The 24,519-nt window shown below is 72.7% G+C and carries 15 protein-coding genes; 3 read left to right on the forward strand and 12 right to left on the reverse strand.

Annotated elements, in window-relative coordinates; translation table 11 throughout:
- Positions 1 to 61 precede the first annotated feature (61 nt).
- Complete coding sequence (locus tag CTZ28_RS19760) at positions 62 to 505, forward strand: ATP-binding cassette domain-containing protein (protein ID WP_310887615.1); 444 nt, start codon at positions 62 to 64, stop codon at positions 503 to 505.
- On the opposite strand, the gene CTZ28_RS19765 is transcribed toward CTZ28_RS19760, so the two are convergent.
- Complete coding sequence (locus tag CTZ28_RS19765) at positions 462 to 1,085, reverse strand: FMN reductase (RefSeq protein WP_121890970.1); 624 nt, start codon at positions 1,083 to 1,085, stop codon at positions 462 to 464. The genes CTZ28_RS19760 and CTZ28_RS19765 overlap by 44 nt on opposite strands.
- A complete protein-coding gene (locus CTZ28_RS19770) occupies positions 1,082 to 2,179 on the reverse strand; it encodes an LLM class flavin-dependent oxidoreductase (protein WP_121890971.1) in 1,098 nt (365 codons plus the stop codon). The genes CTZ28_RS19765 and CTZ28_RS19770 overlap by 4 nt, the downstream gene beginning before the upstream one ends.
- Positions 2,180 to 2,383: 204 nt before the next feature.
- On the opposite strand from CTZ28_RS19770, the gene CTZ28_RS19775 reads away from it, so the two are divergent.
- Positions 2,384 to 3,244: an NmrA/HSCARG family protein gene (locus tag CTZ28_RS19775; RefSeq protein WP_121890972.1), complete on the forward strand. Its 861-nt coding sequence runs from the start codon at positions 2,384 to 2,386 to the stop codon at positions 3,242 to 3,244.
- Positions 3,245 to 3,413: 169 nt separating this feature from the next.
- Here the strand turns inward: CTZ28_RS19775 and CTZ28_RS19780 are convergent, their stop codons facing one another.
- The 6 genes from CTZ28_RS19780 to CTZ28_RS19805 form a co-directional block, all read right to left on the reverse strand.
- Complete coding sequence (locus CTZ28_RS19780; protein ID WP_121890973.1) at positions 3,414 to 3,644, reverse strand: hypothetical protein; 231 nt, start codon at positions 3,642 to 3,644, stop codon at positions 3,414 to 3,416.
- A 26-nt stretch (positions 3,645 to 3,670) separates the two neighbouring features.
- Positions 3,671 to 4,120, reverse strand: a complete 450-nt coding sequence (locus tag CTZ28_RS19785; RefSeq protein WP_183154486.1) for a DUF5709 domain-containing protein — start codon at positions 4,118 to 4,120, stop codon at positions 3,671 to 3,673.
- Between the two features lie 151 nt (positions 4,121 to 4,271).
- Entirely contained in the window at positions 4,272 to 5,243 is a 972-nt protein-coding gene (locus CTZ28_RS19790) for a helix-turn-helix domain-containing protein (protein WP_259471699.1), read from the reverse strand.
- Positions 5,237 to 6,277: an AraC-like ligand-binding domain-containing protein gene (locus tag CTZ28_RS19795; RefSeq protein ID WP_121890975.1), complete on the reverse strand. Its 1,041-nt coding sequence runs from the start codon at positions 6,275 to 6,277 to the stop codon at positions 5,237 to 5,239. The genes CTZ28_RS19790 and CTZ28_RS19795 overlap by 7 nt, the downstream gene beginning before the upstream one ends.
- Before the next feature lie 73 nt (positions 6,278 to 6,350).
- The gene (locus CTZ28_RS19800) at positions 6,351 to 7,337 is read right to left on the reverse strand and encodes an alpha/beta hydrolase (RefSeq protein WP_121890976.1); all 987 of its coding nucleotides are present in this window, start codon (positions 7,335 to 7,337) and stop codon (positions 6,351 to 6,353) included.
- 69 nt (positions 7,338 to 7,406) lie between these two features.
- Complete coding sequence (locus CTZ28_RS19805) at positions 7,407 to 11,699, reverse strand: AAA family ATPase (RefSeq protein WP_121890977.1); 4,293 nt, start codon at positions 11,697 to 11,699, stop codon at positions 7,407 to 7,409.
- Positions 11,700 to 11,795: 96 nt separating this feature from the next.
- On the opposite strand from CTZ28_RS19805, the gene CTZ28_RS19810 reads away from it, so the two are divergent.
- Positions 11,796 to 14,717, forward strand: a complete 2,922-nt coding sequence (locus CTZ28_RS19810; protein WP_259471700.1) for an ATP-binding protein — start codon at positions 11,796 to 11,798, stop codon at positions 14,715 to 14,717.
- Positions 14,718 to 14,861: 144 nt separating this feature from the next.
- Here CTZ28_RS19810 and CTZ28_RS19815 read toward each other — a convergent pair whose 3' ends face one another.
- From CTZ28_RS19815 to CTZ28_RS19830, 4 genes are all read right to left on the reverse strand, one after another.
- A complete protein-coding gene (locus CTZ28_RS19815) occupies positions 14,862 to 15,611 on the reverse strand; it encodes a hypothetical protein (RefSeq protein ID WP_259471701.1) in 750 nt (249 codons plus the stop codon).
- Positions 15,612 to 15,830: 219 nt separating this feature from the next.
- Positions 15,831 to 16,907, reverse strand: coding sequence for a M4 family metallopeptidase (locus tag CTZ28_RS19820; RefSeq protein WP_121890978.1), 1,077 nt, complete (start codon positions 16,905 to 16,907; stop codon positions 15,831 to 15,833).
- A 116-nt stretch (positions 16,908 to 17,023) separates the two neighbouring features.
- On the reverse strand, positions 17,024 to 17,320 hold the full coding sequence (locus tag CTZ28_RS19825) for a hypothetical protein (protein WP_121890979.1): 297 nt from the start codon (positions 17,318 to 17,320) through the stop codon (positions 17,024 to 17,026).
- A 235-nt stretch (positions 17,321 to 17,555) separates the two neighbouring features.
- Positions 17,556 to 24,491, reverse strand: a complete 6,936-nt coding sequence (locus tag CTZ28_RS19830; protein WP_121890980.1) for a glycoside hydrolase domain-containing protein — start codon at positions 24,489 to 24,491, stop codon at positions 17,556 to 17,558.
- Positions 24,492 to 24,519: the final 28 nt, after the last annotated feature.

The following is a 24,519-nucleotide window of genomic DNA, read 5'->3' on the forward strand; positions in this document are numbered from 1 at the left end:
CACTGGCCGCGGAGCGGACCGAGGACCCGGTCCCCGCGACGACTGGCTGGCCGACGACACGGTGGCGGCCAATCTGCGGCAGGCGGCGCCCGCCGCCGGCACCGCCGCCCTGCGGGCCGTCCTGGAGGTGGTCGGCCTCTCCGCGCTACCGCTCGACACCTCGGTGGGCCCCGGCGGGCGCCTGCTGTCCCAGGGGCAGCGACGGCGCCTCGCCACCGCGCGCGCCGTACTGCGGCGTCCCGCGGTGCTGCTGCTCGACGAGCCCACCGCGGGGCTGGACCGGCCCACCGCCGAGGCGCTGCTGACCGCGCTGTTCCGGGAGCTGCCCGAGACCTCGGTGGTGATCGCCGTACAGGAGCAGCACCTCGGCCTGCCGGCCCGGCAACCGACCGCGGTCGTCCGCCTGGGCGGGACCGCGGACCGGTCCGACGGCGGTACGGCAGCGCCTCTCGGGGCCGGGCTCAGTCGAAGCGCAAATCGGAAAGCTGCCGTTCGAGCGCAGTGACGTCGTCCTCGGGGTCCTCGGATGCCGGCCCGGCAGGACGCGCGGCCATCAGGGCGGCCAGCTCGCCGCCCGCCCGCCGGATGCGCCCGGGCAGTCCGTCCGTGTACGCGTCACCGCCCGACCCCCAGTCCTCGGACGCCGCGTACACCGCGGTCGGCACGACGGCCGCGCGCAGGTAGGAGAACAGCGGGCGCAGCGCGTGCTCCAGGACCAGGGAGTGGCGGGCCGTACCGCCGGTCGCGGCGATCAGCACCGGCTTGCCGGTCAGGGCCGCCGGATCGATCAGGTCGAAGAAGGACTTGAACAGTCCGCTGTAGGAGGCGGTGAACACGGGGGTGACCGCGATCAGGCCGGCGGCGCCCGTCACCGAGTCGATCGCGGCGGCCAGCGGGGGCGGTGGGAAACCGGTCACGAGGTTGTTGGCGACGGGGACGGCCAGTTCACGCAGTTCGACGACCTCGGTCTCCAGGTCGAGGCCCCGGGTGGCGAGTTCGCCGCCGGCCGCCTCGGCGAGACGGTCTGCCAGCAGCCGGGTGGAGGACGGGGTGCTCAGCCCCGCGGACACGGCGACGAGCTTCATGCGGCGCTCTCCCCCTTCGAGGCCGCCGCGGCGGCGACCCGGGCCGCGTGCGTCGGCGCGTCCGGCACCTCGGCGGGGCGCCCCTTCGCGAACTCCTCGCGCAGCACGGGCACCACCTCCTCGCCGAGCAGGTCGAGCTGCTCCAGCACGGTCTTCAGGGGCAGGCCCGCGTGGTCCATCAGGAACAGCTGCCGCTGGTAGTCGCCGACGGTCTCACGGAAGGACAGCGTCCGCTCGATGACCTGCTGCGGGGAGCCCACCGTCAGCGGAGTCTGCTCGGTGAAGTCCTCCAGGGACGGTCCATGGCCGTAGACCGGGGCATTGTCGAAGTAGGGGCGGAACTCCCGCACGGCGTCCTGCGAGTTCTTCCGCATGAAGACCTGACCGCCGAGACCGACGACGGCCTCTTCGGGGCTGCCGTGCCCGTAGTGGGCGTAGCGCCGCCGGTACAGCTGGACCATCCGCCGCGTGTGCTCGGCCGGCCAGAAGATGTTGTTGTGGAAGAAGCCGTCGCCGTAGTACGCCGCCTGGTCGGCGATCTCCGGCGAGCGGATCGAGCCGTGCCAGACGAACGGCGCCACGCCGTCCAGCGGGCGGGGCGTGGCGGTGAAGCCCTGCAACGGGGTGCGGAACGTGCCCTCCCAGTCCACCACGTCCTCGCGCCACAGCCGGTGCAACAGCCCGTAGTTCTCCCGGGCGAGCGGAATGCCCTGCCGGATGTCCTGCCCGAACCACGGATAGACGGGCCCGGTGTTGCCGCGCCCCAGCATCAGGTCGACCCGGCCGTCCGCGAGGTGCTGGAGCATCGCGAAGTCCTCGGCGATCTTCACCGGGTCGTTGGTGGTGATCAGGGTCGTGGCGGTGGACAGGATCAGCCGCTCCGTGCGCGCGGCGACGTAGCCGAGCATCGTGGTCGGGGACGACGGCACGAACGGCGGGTTGTGGTGCTCGCCGGTGGCGAAGACGTCCAGGCCCACCTCCTCCGCCTTGAGTGCGATGGCGACCATCGCCTTGATGCGTTCGTGCTCCGGCGGAGTACGGCCTGTGGTCGGATCGGTGGTCACGTCCCCGACCGTGAAGATGCCGAACTGCATGGGTCCCTCTTCTTCCGGCAATCGTGTGCGGTGGGGAACGCTAGGCGCCGGCCGGCCACTCGTCATGACTGTGCGTGCACGGGTACGGGCCCTTCAGCGCCCTCCTCCCGCATGTCGGCACCGTGCGCTGTCGTCCGGCACGGATGATGGCCGCCGGGGCCGGCTGCCGATCCGCTGCCCCTGTGCTGGGAAAGGAGCTCTTCGATGGTCGATGAAGTCGATGAATCGGTCTTGGTGCTTGCGGCGACCGGTGGACAGGGCCGGGCGGTGGTCGACGCGCTGCTGGCCCGTGGGGCCCGGATCAGGGCGCTGGTCCGCGACCCCGGCCGAAGTGCCGCGCGGGAGCTGGCCGGCCACGGCATCGACGTGGTGGCGGGTTCGCTGAGCGATCGAGGATCGCTCGCCGCTGCCATGCGGGGGGTGGCCGGTGTCTTCGCGTTCACCACGCCCTTCGAGGCCGGTGTCGAGGCGGAGGTGGCGCAGGGGCGGGCCATCCTCGCCGCCGCGAGGCAGGAACGCGTGCCGCATCTCGTGTTCAGTTCGGTCGCCGGGGCCGACCAGGACAGCGGGGTACCACACTTCGAGAGCAAGGCGCGCATCGAGGCGGAACTGACCGCGGGCGATGTCGCGTACACGATCCTGGGGCCGACGTACTTCTTCGACAACGCGCTCGGTGGCGCGCGGCGCATCCTCGACGGCGTTCTCGATCTGCCGCTGCCGCCCGACCGGCCGCTGCAGCAGCTCGCCCGGCCCGACCTCGGCGCGTTCGCGGCGGAAGTGCTGCTCAACCCCGCTCCGTACCTCGGGCAGCGCATCGAACTGGCCGGCGACGCCCCCACGCCCACGCAGATGGCGGCGGCGCTCGGCGCGGCGCTGGGACGGGACGTCCGCCATGAGCGCGTACCGCTGTCGGCCATCGGCAATCCGGACATGCACGCGATGTGGGCGTTCCTGAACGGGCCCGGCTATCGCGTCGACCTCCCCGCGCTCCACGCCGCCCACCCGGAGATCCGCTGGACCGGCTTCGCCGACTGGGCACAGCGCACCTGGTCGGCGGCCGGCTGAACCGACCGCGCGCCCGCGTCGCGGGATTCACCCCGGGCGGCCCCTCGGGCACGCGCCCGGGTCCGGGCGCGGCGCCGCCGTCGGCCGCGTGAGGCTTCGCGTGCGGCGCTCGGCCGACCGGGGTGCCGCCGCGGACGACGCCGCCCGGAAGCACCGGGAGCGCCCCGAGCTAACGCGGCTCCACGCCGAGATCCGTGTCGACGTCATAGCCCGGTTCGCCCTGGCCGGCCGTCGGATGAGCGATGTCGGCCGCCAGGTCGAATGCCGCCCCGTCGATCGCGTTCTCCAGCGCGGACTCCTCGTGCTCGGACCGAACACGGCGATGATGCTCGGTCACCTTTTCCACGAGGTGCCGAAGATGCGGGTGCCGGTCAGCCGGATTCGGCTCTGCCGTGTCCATGCGGTGGTCCTCTCTGCGGGCAGGAATCAGCGGGTCCCGGAATCGGGAATCACATGCATCGCGGCCTCTTCCGCCGACGCACCGGCGCCGTCCAGGCCGATGTCGGATGCAAAGAGGTCGGACTCGGTGTTCTCGTGGCTGCCCTCGTCCGGCGCGACGAGGCGGCCGGCGCGCTCGTCGCCGACCTCGTGGTCGCGGGGCTCACCGGCCATGCCCCAGGTGTCCCCGATACCGTCGCCCTCGGGGACACCGACGTCGGGCACCTCCTCGGCGAGGCGCTCGTCCAGGCTCTCGCCTCGCCACCGCTCCGCCGCCGTGACACCGGTGTGCTCCACGCCCCAGGGTTTCTCCGGGGGCGAATAGCCCTCGTCCAACGCCTCGTCGCCGCCTCGGTGGTCGAGGGTGTCCGACGCGTCCAGCAGACCGGCGTCGTCCTGCACCTCCGACCCGTCGGGCTGGTAGACGTCGTCACCCATCGTCTCGCCGGTCAACTCCGGTCACCGTCCTCGTCCGGTTTCGGGTCCTTCCACCGGAACCCCGCGAACCGAAGGGTAGGCGGCGGGCCGGGGAGCGATCGTGCTGACAGCGCCCCGGTTCTTGTCGTTCCGGGAACAGCGCGCCCAGGTGTCAGGTCTCCTGCTGCGCACGGCGCCACTGCACCGGCGACATCCCGTATGCCGCGCGGAATGTCCGGCTGAAGTGGGACGGGTTGGTGAAGCCCCAGCGTGCGGCCACCGCCGCGATCGACCTGTGGGCCGCGCCGTACTGGGCGAGTTCCTCGCGTGCCGCCTCCAGCCGCTGCGTCCGTATCCAGGCGTTGACCGTGGTGCCCTGCGTCTGGAAGAGCCGGTGCAGATAGCGCAGCGAGATACGGTGCCGGTCGGCGATGTCCTGCGGAGTGAGTCCGGGGTCCTGCAGCCGGTCCTGGACGGATGCCGTGATCCGCTCCCACAGCGCCGGCGCGGGCCGCCTGCCCACCTGTTCCAGGGCCAGGGTGCCCAGGACCTCCGCGGCCATCCGCGCGAGTTCGCCGCGGCGGGCCGCACGGGCCCCGGCGACCTCGTCGACGAGCCCGCACAGCAACGGCAGCAGCAGAGCCGCCGCGCCCCCACCGGCCTCGTCCACCACGGTGGCCGTCAGCGCGGACAACTGCCCTTCCTCCAGCCGGAGCAGGGCCCGGGGCAGCATGAGGACCCGGGCCCGCTGCCGCCTCGGCAGCACGATCCGGTACGGGCGCCGCGCGTCGTGGAACGCCAGCAGTCCGGGCCGGAGCTCGGCGGTGCGGCCGTCCTGCAACAGCAGTGCGGTGCCCTCCAGCTGCAGACGCGCCAGGATGTGCGTGCGGTGATCGGCGGCCACCGAGCGGGCGCTGCGCAGGATCGTCCCCGGGCCGGACTCCTCCGTGGCGATCTGGAGGGCGCCCAGGCGCTCGGCGGTCAGTTCGGCGGCCCACGGGCGGCCGCCCTCCACGGCGACCTCGACGTCCACGAAGACCTCGGACAGCGCGCGTTCCCAGGCGGCGACGCGGTCGTCCGGAGGCAGGCCCCGGGTGGCGAAGGACACCCCCTGGCCGGGGACGGTCAGCGATCCCGTCAGCACCGCGCCTCTCCCGCCGCGCGGCTCGCCCGCTCCCGGTCGAGCCACTCCGAGGGAGACAGGCCGAAGGAACTGCGGAAGGCCCTGCTGAACCGGGCGGCGCTGGTGAAACCCCAGCGTCGCGCCACCTGGCCCAGGCTGACGGATCCCGGTGCCCGTACGGCGAGCTCCCTGCGGCACTCGTGCAGGCGCAGTTCGCGGATCCACCGGCACACGGTGGTGTCCTCGGCCTCGAACAGCCGGTGGAGATAGCGGACCGAGATGTCGTGGGCGTCGGCGATGGCCCGGGGGGCCAGGCCGGGGTCCGACAGGTGCCAGCGGACGAAGGTCTTGATCCGCAGCAGCAGCACCCGGTCGGCATCGGGCAGGACGGCGGGGTCCTCGCCCAGTCGGTCCGCCGCCGTGATCGCCATCAGGTCGATGACGCTCTCGGCCAGTCGCTCGGCCACCGGCGCCGCGTATGTCTCGGAGGTGTCCGCCAGCCGTTCCAGCAACGGGGCGAGAAGGGCGGGCAGACCGCCGCTCGGGCGCACGGCCGACCCGGTGAGCTGCCGTAGCTCGGCCTCCGACCGCCCGAGCAGGGCCCGCGGCACCGCGAAGATCTTCAGCCGGAAGCGTTCGGGGAAGGTGGTGCGAAAGGGCCGGACGGTCTCGAAGAACCCGATGTCGCCGGCCCTCAGCTCCGTGGTGCGGCCGTCCTGTTCGACCTGGGCCCGGCCGGTGCTCTGGACCGCCACGAAGACGTCCCGCCCGTCGCCGCGTGCGATGAGGCGCGGCGACCGGTGGACGCGGCCCGGGTCGCACTCCACCGTGGTGATCCGCAGGTCACCGAGGTGGCCGGTGCGCAGGGCCGCGTCATAGGTACGGCCTTCGGTGGCGATGTCCATCCCGACCAGGGTCGCGAGCACGGCATCGTGCCAGAAGTCCAGGCTCTCGCACGGCGGAACCGAACGGGTGCTCAGCACGCGGGCTCGCGGACTCGCGAGGGGCGCGGGGCACCGGCGTCTCTTCTCGGCGGAGTCGATGACGGTTGGCATGCTTCGAGCATGCCGGGGCGGCGCCGGCCGGCGCATCAGTCGGTCGACTGGTCCCCGGCCCGCGCCGCGTGCCTCAGTGCATCCGGGCCCGCAGGAAGGCGCACCCGGTGCCGAGAGCCGCCCGAGTGGGCGCGCTGTCGTGCAGGGTGTGCAGCGCCACGAAGTCATGGATCGTGCCGAGGAACCGTACGGCGGACGCCTCGACGCCGGCCGCGCGCAGGTTCCGCGCGTACTGCTCGCCCTCGTCCCTGGCCACGTCGGCCTCGGCCGTGACGACCAGCGTCGGCGGCAGCCCCACCAGGTCCTCTCCCGGTGCCCGCAGGGGTGCGGCGGTGGGCTCGTCCCGCAGTGCCGGGTCCGTGATGTAGCGCTCCCAGTACGCGCGCAGCGCCCGGCGGGTGAGCAGATAGCCGGTGGCGAACTGCCGCTGCGAGGGGCTGTCGCAGCGGGAGTCGGTGAGCGGGTAGTAGAGCAGTTGTGCGCTGAGCCGCGGCCCGCCCCGGGACTTCGCCAGCATGGTCACCGCGGCGGCCAGCGTGGCTCCGGCGCAGTCACCCGCCACGGCCGGCCGGCGCGCGTCCAGACCGAGCTCGTCGGCCTGGGTGACGGCCCAGGTCAGCAGGGCGTAGCACTCCTCGAGCGCCACGGGATAGCGGACCTCGGGGGTACGGCTGTACTCGGGGACGACGGCGCACACGCCCGCGCCGTCGACGAGTTCGCTGATGAGGCGGGCATGGGTCTGCGCGTCGCCGAGCGTCCACCGGCCGCCGTGGAGGTACAGGAGCGCGGGCAGCGGGCCGGTCGCGCCGGCCGGGCGGACGGTCCAGAATCCGAGCAGCCCGGAGGGGCCGATGGCGGCCACGCGGTAGACGGCCTCCACGTCGAAGTCCTCGAACCGGTCCACCTGGGTCTCCCGCAACGCCTGCCGCGCCGTCTCGGGCCCGAGGTCGTCGAGGGACGGGGGTGCGGCGGACGCGGCTACGACGCGCTGCACCACGGGGTCGAGGAGGACGGCAGCGGGGGAATCACCGCCCGGTCGGTGCCCGGGGACTCCCGGCATCACGTACTCCCCTCCGGCTGGGCCGCACTGCTCGTCGGCAGGTCCGCACGGAACCGGCCGGTCTGCGCCTCACCTGTCCTGAAGGAGGTCACGCAGTTGCTGGCGACGGCTGATGCCGAGCTTCGGGTAGACGTTGTACAGGTGGGAGCCCACGGTACGCGGCGAGAGAAAGAGCTGTTCACCGATCTCACGATTCGAAAGGCCGCGCGCGGCCAGCTGGACGATCTGCCGCTGCTGTGCCGTCAGTTGCTCCAGCAGGCCCGAGGTGTCGGGGGTGGGTGCCGCTCCGCTGGCGCGCAGTTCACGGGCGGCGGACGCGGCGAGGGCGCCCGCGCCGAGACGTTCGGCGGTTTCCAGCACGGTGGTCAGCTGCTGGCGCGCCTCGCGTGTCCGGCGGCAGCGCCGCAGCCAGATGCCGTAGCCGAGGCGGGCGTGGGCGCGTTCCCACGGCCATCGGTTCGCCTCGTGGTTGACCAGGGCGAGGTGGAAGTGCTGCTCGGCGTCCTCGTCCGGGTCGACCAGGGCGGTGGCGTGGTGCAGGAGCAGCGTCATCCTGGTGCTCGGGCGATCCCCCTGCGCCGCCCGTACCCGGGTGAGCACCGGCATGACCTCGTCGGACCGGCCGACGCGCTGGGCCGTGACCGCGAGTTCGGCGATGCTCCGGGGCGACAGGACGGGGTGCAACGGCGAACCGTCGGCGGTGAACAGCTCGCGCAGGTGTCGCCAGCCGCCGTCCCAGTCCCCCAGCCCGATGGAGGCGAGGCCTCGCGCGCGCAGCAGGCGTGCGTGGGTGGCCCGGTTCTCGTCCAGGCAGACGCCGCGCCAGACCGCGGGCGTGAGCCAGGGCTCCGGTGGGACGGTTCCGCGGAGCGCCTGCAGCGCGAGGGCCTGCGCCTGAAGATCCGCCTGCAGACGTGGCAGGCGCAGCACCGTGGCCTCGGCCGTGGCCTCCTGGATCAAGGTCTCCGCCTCGGTGAACCAGCCGATGCTCAGGAAGGTGTCCACGAGGGCGAGGACCGTCCAGCCGCGGACGCCGAAGGCACGGGAGGTTCGCAGCTGGGTGTCTCTCTCGCGGAACTGGCCCAGGTACACGTCCGCCTCGTCCGCGAGGTAGGCCGCCGAGAGAACCGCGGTCCGGCAGGCCGGACCGTACGGCCGACGAGGGCTCGCGGACTGCGCCCGAGCCACCGCACTGACCAACACGTCCAACGCCTGCTGGGTACCCGCCCCATCGAGACACCCCAACAACCCAACCCCGGCCGCCCCCCACCGCACGCCACGATCGGTTTCCCGGACGGGACCGCACTCCCAGGCGGGGCCGGTCTCTTGGGCGGGGTCAGTCCCCCAGGCGGGCTCGGTTTCCCCGGCTGGGCCGGTCCTCCGGGCGGGGCCACTCTCCCTGGCAGGGCCGGTCTCCCCGGCGGGGTCGCTTTCCCGGGCTGGGCGGGCCTCCCCGACGGGGTCACTCTCCATGACAAGGCCGGTCCCCCGGACATGGTCGGCCTCCCGGGCTGGGCCGGTTCCCCCGGCGGGGTCCGTCTCCCAGACCGGGTCGGTCTCCCGGGCACGATCGGCCTCCCCTACTGGGTCCGTCCCCCAAGCCGGGTCCGTTCCCCGGGCGGGGTCCCCGGCTGGGCCGGTCCCCCGGGCACGATCGGCATCCCAAGCTGGGCCGGCCTCCCCCTCCCATACGGAGGCGCTCTCCCTGGGGCCGGTCCTCCGGGGGTGGTCGGTTCCCCAGGCCGGGCCAGTTTTCCGAGCAGGGTCCGTCTCCCAGACGGGGTCGGTCTCCCGGGCACGGTCGGGCTCCCAGGCTGGGTCCGTCCCCCAAGCTGGGCCGGTTCCCCAGGCGGGGTCACTCTCCCAGGCTGGGCCAGCCCCCCGGACACGGTCGGCATCTCCGGCGGGGCTAGTCCCCCAGGCCGGGCCGGTTTCCCGGACAGGGTCGGTTTCCCGGGCGGGGTCGGTCCTCCGGACGGGCCCACCCTCCCTGGCAGGGCCGGTCCCGCGGGCGCGGTCGGCCTCCTCGGCGGAGCCGCTCTCCCAGGCTGAGGCGGTTCCCCGCGCGGGATCACTCTCCCTGGCAGGGCCGGTCCCCCAGGCAGGCCCGGTTTCCCCAGCGGGGCCGGTGCCCCGAACACGGTCGGTTTCCTGGCCGGGGTCCGTCTCCCCCCGGGCGGGGTCGGTCCCCCAGGCAGGCCCGATTTCCCCAGCGGGGCCCGTGCCCCGAACACGGTCGGTTTCCTGGCCAGGGTCCGTCTCCTCCCAGGCGGAGCCGCTCTCCCGGGCCGAGGCGGCCTCCCCGGCAGAGGGATCACTCTTCCTGGCTGGGTCGGTCCCCCGGGCAGGGCCGCTCTCCCTGGCAGGGCCGGTCCCCCAAGCGGGCCCGGTTTCCCCAGCAGGGCCGGTGCCCCGAACACGGTCGGTTTCCTGGCCAGGGTCCGTCTCCTCCCAGGCGGAGCCGCTCTCCCGGGCCGAGGCGGCCTCCCCGGCAGAGGGATCACTCTTCCTGGCTGGGTCGGTCTCCCAGGCACAGCCGGTCCCCCGGGCGGGGCCACTCTCCCTGGCGCGGTCGACCTCCCTGGCGGGGCCGGTCCCCCGGGCGGGGCCGCTCTCCCTGGCGGGGCCAGTCCCCCGGGCGCGGTCGGCCTCACCAGCGGGGCCGGTCCCCCACGCAGGGTCGCTCTCCCTGGCGGGGTCGGTCCCGCAGGCTTCGGCAGCCTCCCCGGCGGGGGCCGTCTCCCAGGCTTCGTCAGCCTCCCCGGTGGGGGCCGGCTCACGGGCCCGAGCCCGGGCGTGCAACGTGGTCAGGGTTGTTCTGTGTTCTGGCAGGCCCGACTGGGCTGCGATGGCCGCTGCCATTGCCGTCACCGCCAGTGCGACGGGCCGGCCGACCGCCGGGAACTGCTCCGAGGCGTCCACCAGCAGGTCGAAGGCCGCCCGCTGGGACGACTCCAGGGACAGGATCGAGGCCAGGGCACCGGCCGCCGCGCAGACCAGTTCCGGCTCCCCGGAGTCCTGGACGAACCGGCCGTACAGGTCCCGCACCCAGCCGGGATCCCCCACCGCCTGCGCTGCCCCCAGAGCCGCGGCCAGCCGGCGGGCGCGCTCCCGCCGCCCCGGGCTGAGCCGGGCCGCCTGCTCCAGGGCACGCGCAGTGCCCAGGACGTCCCCGTGCCGCCACGCGGAGTCTTCGAGCGCGGTGGCCACGGACTCGCTGGCCCGCAAGGTGGCGGCGGCCAGATGGCGGGCCCTGTTCTCCGGCCGCGTGACGGTCTCGGCGAGGTCCCGATGGGCCTGCTGCCGCTCGCCCGCGGGACGCCGGGAGAACGCGGCCGACCGCGCCAGCGGATGCCGGAAGTCCAGACGGTCCTCGACCAGCGTGACCAGGCCGGCCGCCTCCGCCGGGGCCCACACCGCGAGGTCGTCGGTGTCCAGGGCGGCCATGAGGGTGGCGACGCTCTCCCCCGGCCCCGCGGCCGCGGCGTACAGCAGGGCCCGTCCGGTCTCAAGGGGAAGCGCGTCGAGCCGTGCCGCGAAGGCGTGTGCCGTCGACGGGCGCAGCGCAGGTGCCCCGCCGACGCCTGCCGGCCGGGCGGCCATGGGCACCCGGCGGCTCAGTTCCACCAGGGCCAGGGGGTTGCCTTCGGCCTCCTCCAGGATCTCCAGCCTGCGCCGGCCGGCGGGCGCCGCGGGCTGTCGGTCCAGCAGGGCCGCGGCCGCGGGGGCGCTCAGCGGGCCCAGCTGCAGGCTCTCCATGGCGGGCGGCAGGCCGGGCGGTGCCGCCTCGCCGCACGCGGTGAGCAGCACCCTGACCGGGCGGCCGGCCAGGAGCCGGATGCCCGCGCAGAGCGCGTCGAGGAAGGCACGGTCGCAGGCGTGGACGTCGTCCACGCACAGCAGTACCGGCCGGGACGAGGCGAGCCGGCCCAGCAGCGCCAGTACGGCGGCCTGCACCTGCGCGTCGTCCGGCGCGGTGTCGTGGAGGGCGGGGTTCAGGGCGGCGCTCAGCACCTCGCCGTGCGCGGCGGGCAGGCCGGGCAGCTCGTCCAGGACCGGTGCCAGCAGCTGCTGCAGACAGGCACGGGCGTGCCGCTGGTCCGCCGCCCAGCCCTGCGCGGACAGGACGAGCGTGCCGTCGTCGGCGGCCAGTTCCCGGGCATGGCGCAGCAGGGTCGTACGCCCGATTCCCTCCTCCCCGAGCAGCAGCAGCGCCTGCGGGCCGCCGGGCCTGCGCGTCACGCACTGGAGGATGCGCTCGATCTCGCCGTCCCGGCCCAGTGGACGCGAGGCCGCCGTGCGGCAGGCTGGTCGACGGGCGGCTTCCTCGCCCGCCGCCGACCGGGATGGGGGGACGTTCATGCGTGTACTCCGGACCTGCTCGGCTGCCCAGGGCTGTGGACCTGTTCCCTGGCCGGGTCCATCATCGGGAGCACGGGACCGCGGCGCTTCTGTCACATGACCAGTCTTCCGCCGTTTCCGGTGCCGGCCGGCACCGGAGTCGCGGGCGGCCGGCGTACCGCAGACCGCGAGCCGGCGGCCGGTACGGACCCTGTCGTCCGCGGCTGGCAGGATGACCAGCTCATGGTCACCGGCTGGAGGAGAACGACCGTGGTGCACATCGGCCCCGATTACCCCGCCGATCCGGGCATCCTCGGCAGGGCCGCCGAGCTGTCCCGCCTGGAGGGCCTGCTCGGGTCGGTGGACGGCACCGGCCCGCAGGTGCTGGTGCTGGTCGGGGAGCCGGGAGCGGGCAAGAGCACCCTCGTCGACTGGACGGCCGAGCAGGGCCGGGCCCGGGGCCTGCGGACCCTGCGGGTGCGGGGCAGCGAGGGCGAGGCCGGGCTCGGGCTCTCGGGCGTCCACCAGCTGCTGCATCCGCTGCTCCCCGGTGACGCGCTGCCGGCTCCGCAGCGGGCGGCCCTCGACCGTGCCTTCGGCGTCCCGGCGACACCGCACGAGGCGGCCCTCGACCAGATGTCGCTGTGCATCAGCGTGCTCGCCCTCATCGACGACGCCGCCGCACGCCGGCCGCTGCTCCTGCTCGTGGACGACGTCCAGTGGCTCGACCTCGGCTCGGTGGACGTGCTGGGCTTCCTCGCCCGGCGCCTGGAGGGCAAACCGGTGGTGCTGCTGCTCGCCGCCCGCGAGGAGGCCGTACCGGCCCGCTTCGACCGGGACTTCCCCCGGGTGACCGTGGGCCCGCTGAGCAGGACGGCGGCAGGTCTGCTGCTGGACGCGCAGCCGCACCCGCCCCGCGGCAGGGCCCGCACCCAGATACTCCAGCAGGCCGCCGGCAACCCGCTGGCCCTGATCGAGCTGCCCCGGGCCCTCACCCGGGGCCGGACCGGCACGGGCCAGGACGGCGGGGCGGCGCTGCCGCTCACCGCACGGCTGGAGAACCTGTTCGCCGCCGACCTCCCCGGCCTGCCCGAGCCCACGCGTGAGGCACTGCTCCTGGTCGCCGCCGCCGGCACCGGGCACCTCGCCGACCTGCTGCGCGCCGCCCCGGCGCTGGACGTCGTCCGGGCGCTTGACCCGGCGGAGCGCGCCGGGCTGGTGCGGATCGAGGACGGTCAGGTGCTGCTGCGCCACCCGCTGGTGCGCTCGGCCGTCTACCAGGCGGCTTCCTTCGCCGAGCGCCGGCACGCCCATCTCGCCCTGGCCGCCGCGCTCGCCGGGGAACCGGACCGCCGGGCCTGGCACCTGGCCGCCGCCGCGACGGACCAGGACGCGGAGGTCGCCGACGCCTTGGCGGAGAGTGCCGAGCGCGCGCGTGCCCGGGGCGGGTACGCGGCGGCCGCGTCCGCGCTGGAACGCGCCGCGGAGCTGACCCCGGAACCGACGCTGCGCGCCCGGCGTCTGCTGATGGCCGCGCAGGCGGCCATGTACGCCGGCCATCCGCAGTGGGTCAGCGAGATCAGCGGCCGGGTCGGCGACCTGACCGAGGACGCGCGGCTGCGTGCCGAGGCCTCGCTCCTGGGCGGCTGGGCCCTGGGCGTCACGCTCCGCCACGAGGAGGCGCTGACGCTGCTGCTGGGCGTCGCCGAGGCCACCGCCACCTCGGCCCCGAAGCTGGCGCTCGGCGCCCTGAGCACCGCCGCGACGTCCGTGTACAACTCCGGGATGCCGTTCCACCGGGCCGAACTGCGGCGGATCGGCGCGCTGATCGATACGGCCGACGATCCGGCCGGGCTCGCCTGGTCCGCGGCCGTCATCGACCCGCACCGCCAACGGGTCCGGCTCCTGGGGCTCTTGAAGGATGCGCTGGCCGTCGTGTCGGAGGACTCCCTGGGGGACCTCACGGCGCTCGACGGCGCGGCCTGGATCCTGGACGAGACCGAGCAGGCCGTACGCATGCTCGGGCGGACCCTGGACGTCATACGGCGGGCCGGCAGCGCGGGCACCAACGCGACCATCACGCAGACGCTCGCTCTCGCCCTGTTCGAGAACGGTTCGTGGACGGCGGCCCAGGACGCGGCGGACGAGGCGTTCTGGATGGCGACCGAAGCGGGAGCCGACAACGTGACCCTGGGCTCCTGCATCCTCCAGGCCACCCTGCGCGCGCTGCGGGGGGACCATGCGACCGCGCGGGAGCAGGCCCTGGAAGCCGTACGGGGCGTGGATCTGCGCAGGTCCCTGAGCCTCCAGGTGCGGCACCGGCACGCCCTGGGAATGGCCGCGTTCGTCGCCGGTGAGCACGCCGACGCCTACGAGCAGTTGCGCGCGACGTTCACCCGCGACTTCCGCCCGGCCCCCGTCCACTACCACGCCTCGCTCTACTGTCTGGGCGACCTGGCCGCCGCGGCGGTCCGTGCCGGCCGGCGGGAGGACGCGCGCTCGGTGGTCGAGGCCGTCGAACACAGCCTGGAACCCGACAGGTCGCCCCGGCTGGCCGCCGTACTCCACCGGGCCGCCGCCCTGCTGAGCGACACCGAGGACGCCGAGAAGCACTTCGCCGCCGCCCTGGCCGATTCCGTCACCGACTGCTGGCCCTTCGAGAAGGCGCTCACCCAGCTCGACCTCGGTGAGTGGCTGCGCCGACGGCGCCGCAGCGCCGAGGCGCGCCCGCACCTCAGCGCGGCACTGGAGTGCTTCCAGCGGCTCGACGCCCGGCCCTGGGCCGATCGCACCGCCGCGGAACTGCGGGCGGCGGGTGCTCCGGTGGCGGCGACGACCAGTGCGGCGGGCGAACTCACCGCGCAGGAACGGCAGATCGCCGAACTGGCGGCGCAGGGCCTGACCAACCGCGACATCGCGGCCCGGCTGTACCTCTCGCCCCGCACCGTCGGCTACCACCTGCACAAGATCTTCCCCAAGCTGGGCATCAGCGCACGGGCACAACTCCGCGACGCCCTTGCGCAGGATCCGCCGCAGTGACCGGTTGCGGGGCATTCAGGACGGAGTAGCGTTGACTGAACGGATGCTGCCTGACCTGGAGGTAGGCAATGTTTGTCCGACTGCTGCGGCGTCGTGTGCCGCGTAGCCTCGTCCTTCTCGGCAACGGGCGGTTGATCCGAGGTTTCAGCGGCAGCCACTACGACGGTCACGGATACCAGGGCTGACGCCGTCCCCAAGTCGAAAGGCCCCGCCGCAGTATCTGCTCCACTGCTCGGCATCGGCGCGCCACTGCTCGCGGAGCCGGTCCTTCGCGCTCAGCGGGACCCGTTCCCCCATGGCGTGGAACTCGGCGCCGAGCAGGTAGAAGCCGACGTCGCTGTGGTTCTCGAGGCTGATGTCGACCGGCACGGCGAATTCCCTGCGGTCCTGACTCAGCACGGGCTTCCCCACGGTCATCTTCACGAGGGGCTTCGCCCCGCGCTGGTACGGCTGGTAGAGGTACTGGTAGCCGAAATTGGCCACCGCGAGCCCCGAGGAGACGACCAGTGCCGCGGCCACCCGCTTCGGAGCGGGGATCACGACCGATGTCCGCCACACCGCGAAGACGGCCCATGCGGAACCCGCGGTGAGCACGCCCCACAGCACCCGGTAGAACGTGGAATCGCCGTCCTTGAGTGTCTCGAACAGGAGCATGGCGTTGGTCAGCAAGGCCGCGACCGTGCCGATCAGCGCGACCATTCCGGAGTAGGGGAAGCTGTTCCTGAACCAGTGGTCCACGACCGCGACGGCGCCCAGCAACGCGGTGGCCGCGACCAGGACGAGGATGGCACCGGTGATGCGGCCCGTGTAGGTCAGTGCCTCGCCGAGGTCTTCGATGCCGAGCCGAGCCAGCAGCAGCGCTGTGAGAAGGAGAACCAGCGTGATCACTACCATGGCTGCCGGTGACCGTCCGGTGCGCTTCGGGATCCGTCGCACCGGCGGGTGCCCCGCGCGAGGCCCGCGGGGAGGCCTCATGTGATCACCTCCCGACGCCGCAGGCCGTGCGCGAGTACACCAACTGGACCCACGGGATGTCTCCTTCGACCGTCACATCGCGGAGCACCATCGTCCGCGACGATCATTCGGATCACCAGCGGGACGACTCCGGACGGCCTACACCCCCGTGGGTACGCCGACCGCGTCCCATGCCTGGAGTACCGCATCGTGCTCGTGCGGCCCGTAGGTGCCGGCGGTGTCCACCGTCAGCCGTGCGAAGGACGCGAAGTCGGCGTCGCCGACGAGCATGCCGCCGGTGAGCACGTCGTACCAGATGCGGCCGGCGCGATCCCAGGCGTGGCCGCCGAGCCGGGTCGCGGCGAGGTAGAAGGCGTGGTTGGGGATGCCCGAGTTGCTGTGCACACCGCCGTTGTCGGCGAAGGTCTGCACATAGTCGTTCATATGGGCGGGCTGCGGATCCTTGCCGAGTTCGTCGTCGTACGCGGTGCCGGGCGCCCGCATCGAGCGCAGCGCGACGCCGTGTACCCCGGGGCGCAGCAGTTCCTCCCCGATCAGCCAGCTCGCTTCCTCGGCCGTCTCACCCTTGGCGTACTGCTCGACCAGGGACCCGAACACGTCGGACAGGTGCTCGTTCAGGGCTCCGGACTGACCGAGGTACGCCAGGTTGGCGGTGTACTGGGTGACGCCGTGGGTGAGCTCGTGGCCGATGACATCGGGGGACTGAGTGAAGTCGCCGAAGATACGCCCGTCCCCGTCGCCGAAGACCATCTGCTCGCCGTCCCAGAAGGCGTTGTCGTAGCCTCGGCGGAAGTGAACGCTGGCATCCAGCGGGAGGCCGGACCCGTCGATGGACGAGCGGGACAGGGTCCGCAGATAGAAGTCGAAGGTGGCTCCGAGGCCGTCGTAGGCGTGATTGACCGAGGTGTCCGGTACATCGGCCTCGCCCTCCCGGCGTATGCGTCTGCCGGGCAGCTCCTGCCGGTGCTCGACGTCGCACACGGTGCGGTCGGGGTGGTCGGGGGCGCGCCTCGGCGGGGCGGCGGTCGGGCCGATCTCGGCCGTCAGCCTCCGTTGGACGCGTTGTGCCGCGTCGAGCGCAAGGGTGTGACGGGCGGGCTCGTGCACGGCCGGGTCCTCAGCTCGGGCCAGCCGGTTGAGCAGAAACGGTGGCACGATCGCACACGGCGTCACAGCCGCGGACCTGAGGGAGGAGCCTCGGATGTCGTGGGTCATGGCAGGTGCTCCGATCGGTGCGGATGGCGCACCGCGCGTGCTGTAGAAACAGTTTCCGTCCGCCGCCAGGGGCCTGCAACTCCGGCCCTGCGGGCGCGTCGAGCACCCATCGGTTGTCACCTGTCGTGCGGCTGCGCGGGCTTCGTCCAGTCGGGGTCGGCCCAGCGGCCCGGCTCCGTCGCATCGGGCAGATCCGGGCGGTACGCGGGGTCCCGCTCCCGGCGGAGCCGGACGCTCGCGTGCACCAGGGCATGCTCGGGTACCCGGCGCGAACGTCGGCCGGCGAGGATCCAGAGCGGGCCGTTGTGGTGGATGGCCGCGGCGGCGAACTCGTCGGTCACCGCACAGGTCTCGGCATACGCGCCGGGGCGGAGGAACGTCCGGCCCGCGGTGCCGAGTGCCCCCGTTCTCATCGTCCGCCCGGGTCCTGAGGTGCGCGAGCCCGAGGGTCCGGGTGGGACCGCGGGCACGGCGCCCGCCCCTCGCGCAGGTCCCGCGAGAGATGCCCGCCGCCCGGGGGTGGAACGGCGAACCGCCGCCGCCGTGAACGGACTTGCCGTCATGGCGGCGGCGGTGCGCCGTACGAGGATCAGCGGGATCCCGCCGCGGCCCTACGGGGCACGGCGGGTCCTGCGGTCATGTCGTGGCCTACGCCCAGGGGATCCCCCGGGTGTCCGCCCACTCCGTCGCCGGCGACCACAGTCCGGCGCCACCGGCGGAGCCTGCTCCCTGGCCTCCGCGGCCCCACGTGCCGGGTCCTCCGGCGCCACCGTCACCGCCGTGACCACCGGCCGCGACCGGCCGGTGATCGCGGTCCGTGCGCTGGAACCCGACCGTATAGGTCCGGGTGACCGTACCGCCCGACGAGGTCACCGTGATGGTGCGGGTGGTGAACCGGGAGTTGGCCGACGAGAGGGTGGAGCTGCCGTCGGTGACCTTCACCCGCGCGCCGGGCTCGGCCGGCACGGCGGAGACGGCCGGGATCCTCGCGTTCTTCGGCCAGTCGACGACGTACGTGGTCACGTCGGGATCGAACCCGTCGATCGCGACGCCCCCCACGGTGATCGCGTCGGCGTCCGCGACACTGCCCTTCGTGGCGTCCGAGAAGTTCGTCACCGTGACCGACCCGTCGGTGTCGACGACCACGTCCGCCGCCATCGCCGCCGCCAGGTTGATCCGCTGCCAGCTCGCCTCGCCGTCCGCGGTGAGGTCGAGCGGGTACCCGGAGTCCGTCGCGGTCTGCTCGAGGATCTCCGTGCGCTGCTCGGTGGTGAGGTCCGGGAAGGCCGTGGTCAGCAGCGCCGCCGCGTCGGACGGCGTCTTGAGGGTCTGCCCAGCCTTGCCGACCTGGGAGAACCCGTAGGTCAGACGCTGCGTGTACAGGTCGACGCCCTGCGCCGTGCTCAGCCCGGCATAGGAATCGCCCTCGCAGGCCGCGAGCGTGTCGCCGTACCCCTCCTTCGCGCACTGCGCGAGCAGTACGTTCTCGATCTCGGTGTGGGCCTGCAGCAGCAGCTTCTCGAATTCGGGGTCCGCCCACCGGTGCGCCACGGTGGCCTGACCGGTGATCCGGCCGCCCATGACGTCGAGCGGGTAGTGGAACCCGAGGACGATGCGGTTGTTCCCGTACTCCGAGGTGCGCGCGAGGATCGACGGTGCCAGCTCCGGCAGCAGCGTGGCGAGGATCGTCCCGGCCTCGTAGCCACCGTAGGTGTGACCGCTCGGGTACGAGCCGCTGGTGGCGAGGCCGGAGTACGAGCCGTCCTGCGACTCGTACACGGCACCGCCGTCGCCGACGAACCCGAGCCGCACGTACGGGCGCAGGTAGGAGTAGTGGTCCTTCGCCGCGTCGTGGGTGTCGAGGCTCTGCGCGACGCGGGAGAACAGTGCGCTGGTCTTCGGCAGTTCGCCGCCCTTCAGGGCGTCGAGGTAGATCGGGCCGAGCCGGGACCCGAGGCCGTCGGCCATCGTGACGGTGGCGCTGTTCGTCGCGTCCACCTCGGCCCGGTCGACCTCCTTCTGTGTCGCCGCGTTGTTGATGCTCACGGCGATCTTGTCGTTCTCCGCGGTGAGCGGGGTGCCGCCGCTCGCCTTGGTGTTGGCGCCGAGGATGTCGGAGCCGAGGTTGTCGATGCCGCTGAGCAGCTTGTTGAAGTAGTCGCTCGTCGGCCACGCGTCCGACGCGTAGGACGCCTTCAGTGTGTCGTCCGGGAAGGGGGACGGCACGTAGGTCGCCGGGGTGTCGGTGGCGGCGGTGTCCGTCGCGTTCGCCGAGGCGGTCGTGTCGGAGTCGTCCGAGGTTCCGGCCAGGGTGACCGCGGTCACGGTGGCGGTGTGAGCCTTCGCCCTGCTCGCGGTCGTGAGCAGCGCCGTGTCCGTCGTGGCGGACAGGTGTGCGGTGGTTCCGTCGTCGAGGGCCACGGTGTAGCCGATGATCGGGAATCCGCCGTCGCCGGCGGCCCGCCAGTTCACCCGGACCTGCTTGCCGTCGGTGAGCACACCCGTCACGGTCGGCGCCTGCGGCGTGCTGCCGCCGGTGACCGCGGGTTGCGTGGCGGCGCTCGGGTGCGAGGCGCCGACGGCGTTCACCGCCCGGACGCGCGCCGTGTACGACGTGCCGGCCCGCAGCCAGGTGAACGTCGCGCTGCGGCTCTCCGGATCGTGGATCTTGATCTGGTGGCCGTCGTCGAGGGTGATCCGGTAGCCGGTGATCGGCGAGCCGCCGTCGTCCTCGGGCGCGGACCAGGCGACCGTCACGCTCGTGCCGGACGCGGTCGCCGACACGGCGTCAGGTGCGGTCGGTACCGTCCTGGGCTTCGTGGTGAGCGCGGACAGGGCGCCGTTGAGGGCGTCGTACCGCGCGGTGAGGGTCTCGTCCGTCGCGGTGTCGTTCGCGACCGCGGTCTTCGCCTCGGCGAGTGCCTTGGTGAACGCCGACCACGACGAGTCCGTGTAGCGCGCGTCGTCGAGGGACGACGCGGTCGCGACGAGGTCCTCCAGCTTCAGCCTCGGAAGGGGGATCAGCTGTTTGGCGGCGAGGGTCAGGCTCCGGGTCTGTGTGTCGACTTCGAGCTGGGTCGCGTTGTCGGCGGCGACGAGATCGCGGGCGGCGGCGAGTTCACGCCGGTACACACCGAAGTCGATCGTGTCGTACCGCCCCGAGTCGCCGGAGAGTCCCTCGTACTGGTCGATCGCCTTGCGCAGGGCGGACGTGTCCGTGACGGCGGGCGTGTCGACGTGGTTGAAGGTGATCCGGCCCAGGTTCGCGACGTACGGGTGCGAGGAGTCGGGGTTCGTGGTCAGCCGCAGGTGGACGCCGTGCGTGCCGGTGATCGTCTTCGGCAGCGTCAGGCTCGTCGTCCCTCCCGACGACCATGAGCTTCCCGTGACCGGCAACGGGATCGTCGCGTACGGGGTGCCCGGATCGGCCGCGTCGAAGGAGTCCAGGTAGAGCTGGACGGCGGAACCGGTGCCGCAGCGGGCGGAGTTGTTGACGTAGGTGATCGTGACGGTGTTCTTGGCGGAGCCGCCGAAGTCGATGTCGCCGTAGTCGAGCCAGGCTCCGTTGTAGGTGCCGCCGAGGTTGGTGGCGGAACCCGCGCCGCTCCAGCCGGCCGGCTCGCTCTTGAGCCCGCCGCCGCTGTTCGAGCGGAACGCCGTGGCGTCGAACCCGACCGGGGCGGCGGTCTCCCGCGTCAGGGTCAGCGAGTAGATGTTGGCCACGTAGGGCTGGGCGTCCGTCTGCGTGCTGGAGACGAAGTTCGCGTACATGTTCTGGACGCCGGTGAAGACGCCCGGGTCGAGCTGCACGGTCGTGGTGGCGACGGTTCCCCAGCCCGATCCGGTGTAGTCGAGGGGAATGTCGACGCGCTTCGCGCCGTCCTTCGAGCCGAGGTGCAGTTCGATGTGCGAGTCCGACGCCGCGCGCGAACGGGGCTTGTCGTAGCTGACGGTGATGGTGTCGGCGCCGTCGCGGAGGTTCGTGTCCTTCCACTCGGCCCACGCGCCGTTCGACACGTTCTCGAAGATGCCGTTCGAGACCTTGAGCGGGAGCGAGCCGTCACCGGTCGCGGTGCTGTTCGCCGCGGTCAGCGTGGCGAGCGTGGTCGAGGGGGACGACGCCACCGGGTTGGGCGAGAACTGGTACCAGTCGAAGTTCGACACCCACTCCTGGCCGGACGGGGCGTGGAACACGAACGTCGCGCTCGACGCGCGCAGCAGGGCGTCCGGGTCGGTGACGGCGGCCTGCACCGTGGTGTAGTACTGCCAGCCGCCGGTTCCGGGGAGCGAGACGGTGGCGACGACGGGGCCATTGGCGTCACCGGCGTGGATGTCGACGCTGCTCGGCTTCGCGGTCGTCGCCTGCGAGTTGGCGTAGCGGACCGAGATGCTCCGCGGGGCGACCCCGCCGAAGTCGAGCTTGTTGTACCGCTCCCACGATCCCTCGGTGACGCCGCCGAGGTCGCCGTCCGAGTAGTAGGCCTCGGCCTTGAGGCTGGGGCCCTCCATCTGGTCGGGGTCCTCGGCCTGCAGGACGGCGTAGCCGCCCTCGTCGATGGCGAGCGCGTCGATGGCCGACTGCAGCGCGTCGTGCGCGGCCATGATCGTGCCCGTCGCGGAGCCGGGGTTCGCGAGGACGGTCCGCGCGCGTTCGAGCGCTGACCGGAACAGCGTGTAGGAGCCGTCGGAGTAATTGCCGCTGCGCACCAGGGACGCCTGGTCGGCGAGTGCGCCGAGGCTCTTGCGCTGCACCGCGGCGGCGGAGATGACGAGCGGGTCGGTCGGGGATATCCCGGTGCCGCTCACCGTCGAGGCCGGCGCTCCGTGGGCGAAGGCCGCGTCGCGGAACGTGATGCCGAACCGCGCGTCGACCTTCGTGGTGCCGGTGAGCGACAGCGACGCGCTGCGCGAGCCGGTGACGCGGAGGTCCGCCGTGACGCCGTCCGGCAGACCGGTCACGGTCGCCGCCCCCGACTTGGTGAGGCTGGTTCCCTTGCGCGCGGCGAACGACGCCGGTCCGGACAGGGTGAGCTTCACACTCCCGTCGACGGTGCCGTCGGCGGCGGTGTCGACGGTGCCCGGGCGGGCGGAGACGACGGTGTTGCCCTTGCCCGTTCCTGAGCCGCCGTCACCCTTGTCGGTGCTCAGCGAGTACGCGGGCTTCGTGTCGGCGCCCCAGTCGGAGGGCTTGGACCCCATGGTGAAGGCCAGGGTTCCGCCGGAGATGATCTGCGAGTAGTCGAGCCAGGTGTTCGTGAACCGCTTGCCGTTGAGGGTCGCGCTCTGCACGTAGTAGGAGCTCGGCGACACGCCGCCGGCCTTCACCGTGAACTTGGAGCCGTTCGCGTAGGTGATCGTCGTGGAGTCGAAGAACGGGCTGCCGATCTGGAACTGGCTGGAGCCGGCGGTCACCGGGAACAGCCCCAGGGCGGCGGCGACGAACATGGTCGACATGGTGCCGGCGTCGTTGTCCATGGTCGGCAGGAAGCCGTTCGGGGCGAGCTTGTAGACCTGGGTGCGGACCGGCGGGGTGAACTCGCCACCGGAGCTGGGGGCTTCGTTCGTGGAGCCGGTCGCGATGTAGCGGTTCCAGGTCGTGCCCGTGTAGATGGCACGCACCCACTTCTGCGTCAGGCTCGGCTCACCGACGTAGTTGAAGAGGTAGGGAGCCTGGAGGTCGATCTCGTTCGCGTTGGAGTGCAGCATGGTCGAGCCGTCGTCGGCGTCGGAGTCCTCGCCGAACATGTGCTCGATCGCGGCCTTGCCGGCCTTCTCGCCGCCCATGGCCTGGACGAGGCCGTCCATGTCGTACGCGTCGTACCAGTGGTACTGCCACAGCGTGCCCTGGTAGAGCTTGGCCGCCTCGAACTTCTCGTAGTCGGCGCTCTGCCAGTCGCCGTTGGCGGCACGCGGGGTGAGCAGACCGACCTCGGTGCCGTCGGCCGCGGTCCAGGCACCGGCCTTGACAAGGTTGTCAATGGCCATGGCGGACTGGGTGCGCAGCTTCTTCGCGTCCGCCGTCCTGCCGAGCGCGTCGGCGATGACGGAGAGCGCCCACTGGTCGTAGCCGCGTTGGACGGTCGTACCGGGGTCACCCGCGATGTACCCCTGCCGCAGCTGCGTCCCCGTGTAGTACCCGGAGTACGACACCAGCGCCGGATACGCCTCGTCGAGCCGGTCGAAGTTCTGGTAGCCCTTCGACACCGCGTCGGCGATCACCACGGCCGAGCGCTCCCAGCGCACGGTCGGGACCGAGTGGGTGAGGCTGCCGAGGCTCTTGCCCGAGGTGCGCGCGTCGGCGAAGAGCACGATGAGCGACTGCACCATGTCCCGGTAGGTGGCCGGGTCGATATAGGCCTCGACGGAGTACTTGCGGAAGTCGTCCCAGGTGGACCAGCCGTCGTAGTAGGTGAAGCCGTTCGTCTTGTGCACCGCTCCGTCGGCTCCGCGGTACGTTCCGCTGGTGCTGGTGGCGTTCACCGGCAGCGCGTACATGCGGTACAGGTGCGTGTAGAACTGCTTGGTGAGCGTCGACCCGGGGTCGGACTTCGCGGAGGACCGCACGTCGACGGCGCCGAGCGCGTTGTTCCAGTCCGCCTGCGTCCGCGCGCGTGCCTGGTCGAAGGTGAGGCCGCCCACCTCGTTCTGCTGGTCGGTCGCGGCCTGCTCCGCGCTGATCGGCGAGAGCGTGATGCGCAGTTCGATGTCGTCCCCTGCGGACTTGTCGAACCCGAGGATGGCGCCGGTGTCGGTGCCGTCCCGCTTGGTCGCGTCGCTCAGTGCGCCGTCGTCGCCCCAGCTCTGCAGGGAGGTCACGGGGACGTTCGTGGTGGCGTTGTAGTACAGCCGGTACGAGGCGCCGTTGAACGACCCCGCGATGAGCCCGGTGATCGAGGTGGTCCCGTCCGGGAGCGTCGCCGCGTTCATGGTCGCGCGGGTGCGGCTGGTGAAGTTGTTCGCGAGGTCGAGGACGAGTTGGGGGTTCGACCCGGAGGGGAAGCTGTACCGTTCGAGCGCCGTGCGTGTCGTCGCGGTCACCTCGGCGTCGATGGTCCCGGAGTCCTGCTTCACCGAGGACCCGGTTCCGGAGACGGCCCCCAGCCCCACCTGGTAGTAGCCGGGCGTCGCGGTCTCGTCGTCGTGGCTGTATGTGTGCGCGTACGTGCTGGTGGCGGGGCGCTTGTCGTACTGCACGGACGTCGGCACGACCAGCAGGTCGCCACCGCCTCCCGAGCCGCCGACGCCGTCGAGGTTCGTGGTGGTGAACCCGGCGATGTGGTCCTCGTTGTAGTCGTACCCGGTGTGGTTGCGGCCCGGCGTGGTCATCGGGTTGACCTTGGCCAGGCTGTGCGGCGCCTGGGCGCCCGGCAGGTCGTTGCCGTCGTCGCCTGCGGTCGACACGAACGGGTCGACGAGCTTCGTGTAGTCCGTACCGCCGGGCGTGCCCGCGGACTTGGCCGCGACGGGCACTGCTGCGGCCGCGCCGCCCGTCAGCGCGGCGAGGCCGAGTGCCCCGGCGAGCAGCGCGGCGACCGTCGTACGCAGGGGCCGGCGATGCCGGCGGGTGGTTCTCGGCGGAACCATGCGGGGGAACGGAACATGGGGTCTTATG

The sequence above is a fragment of the Streptomyces shenzhenensis genome (genome assembly GCF_003688995.1).
Classification (GTDB): domain Bacteria; phylum Actinomycetota; class Actinomycetes; order Streptomycetales; family Streptomycetaceae; genus Streptomyces; species Streptomyces shenzhenensis_A.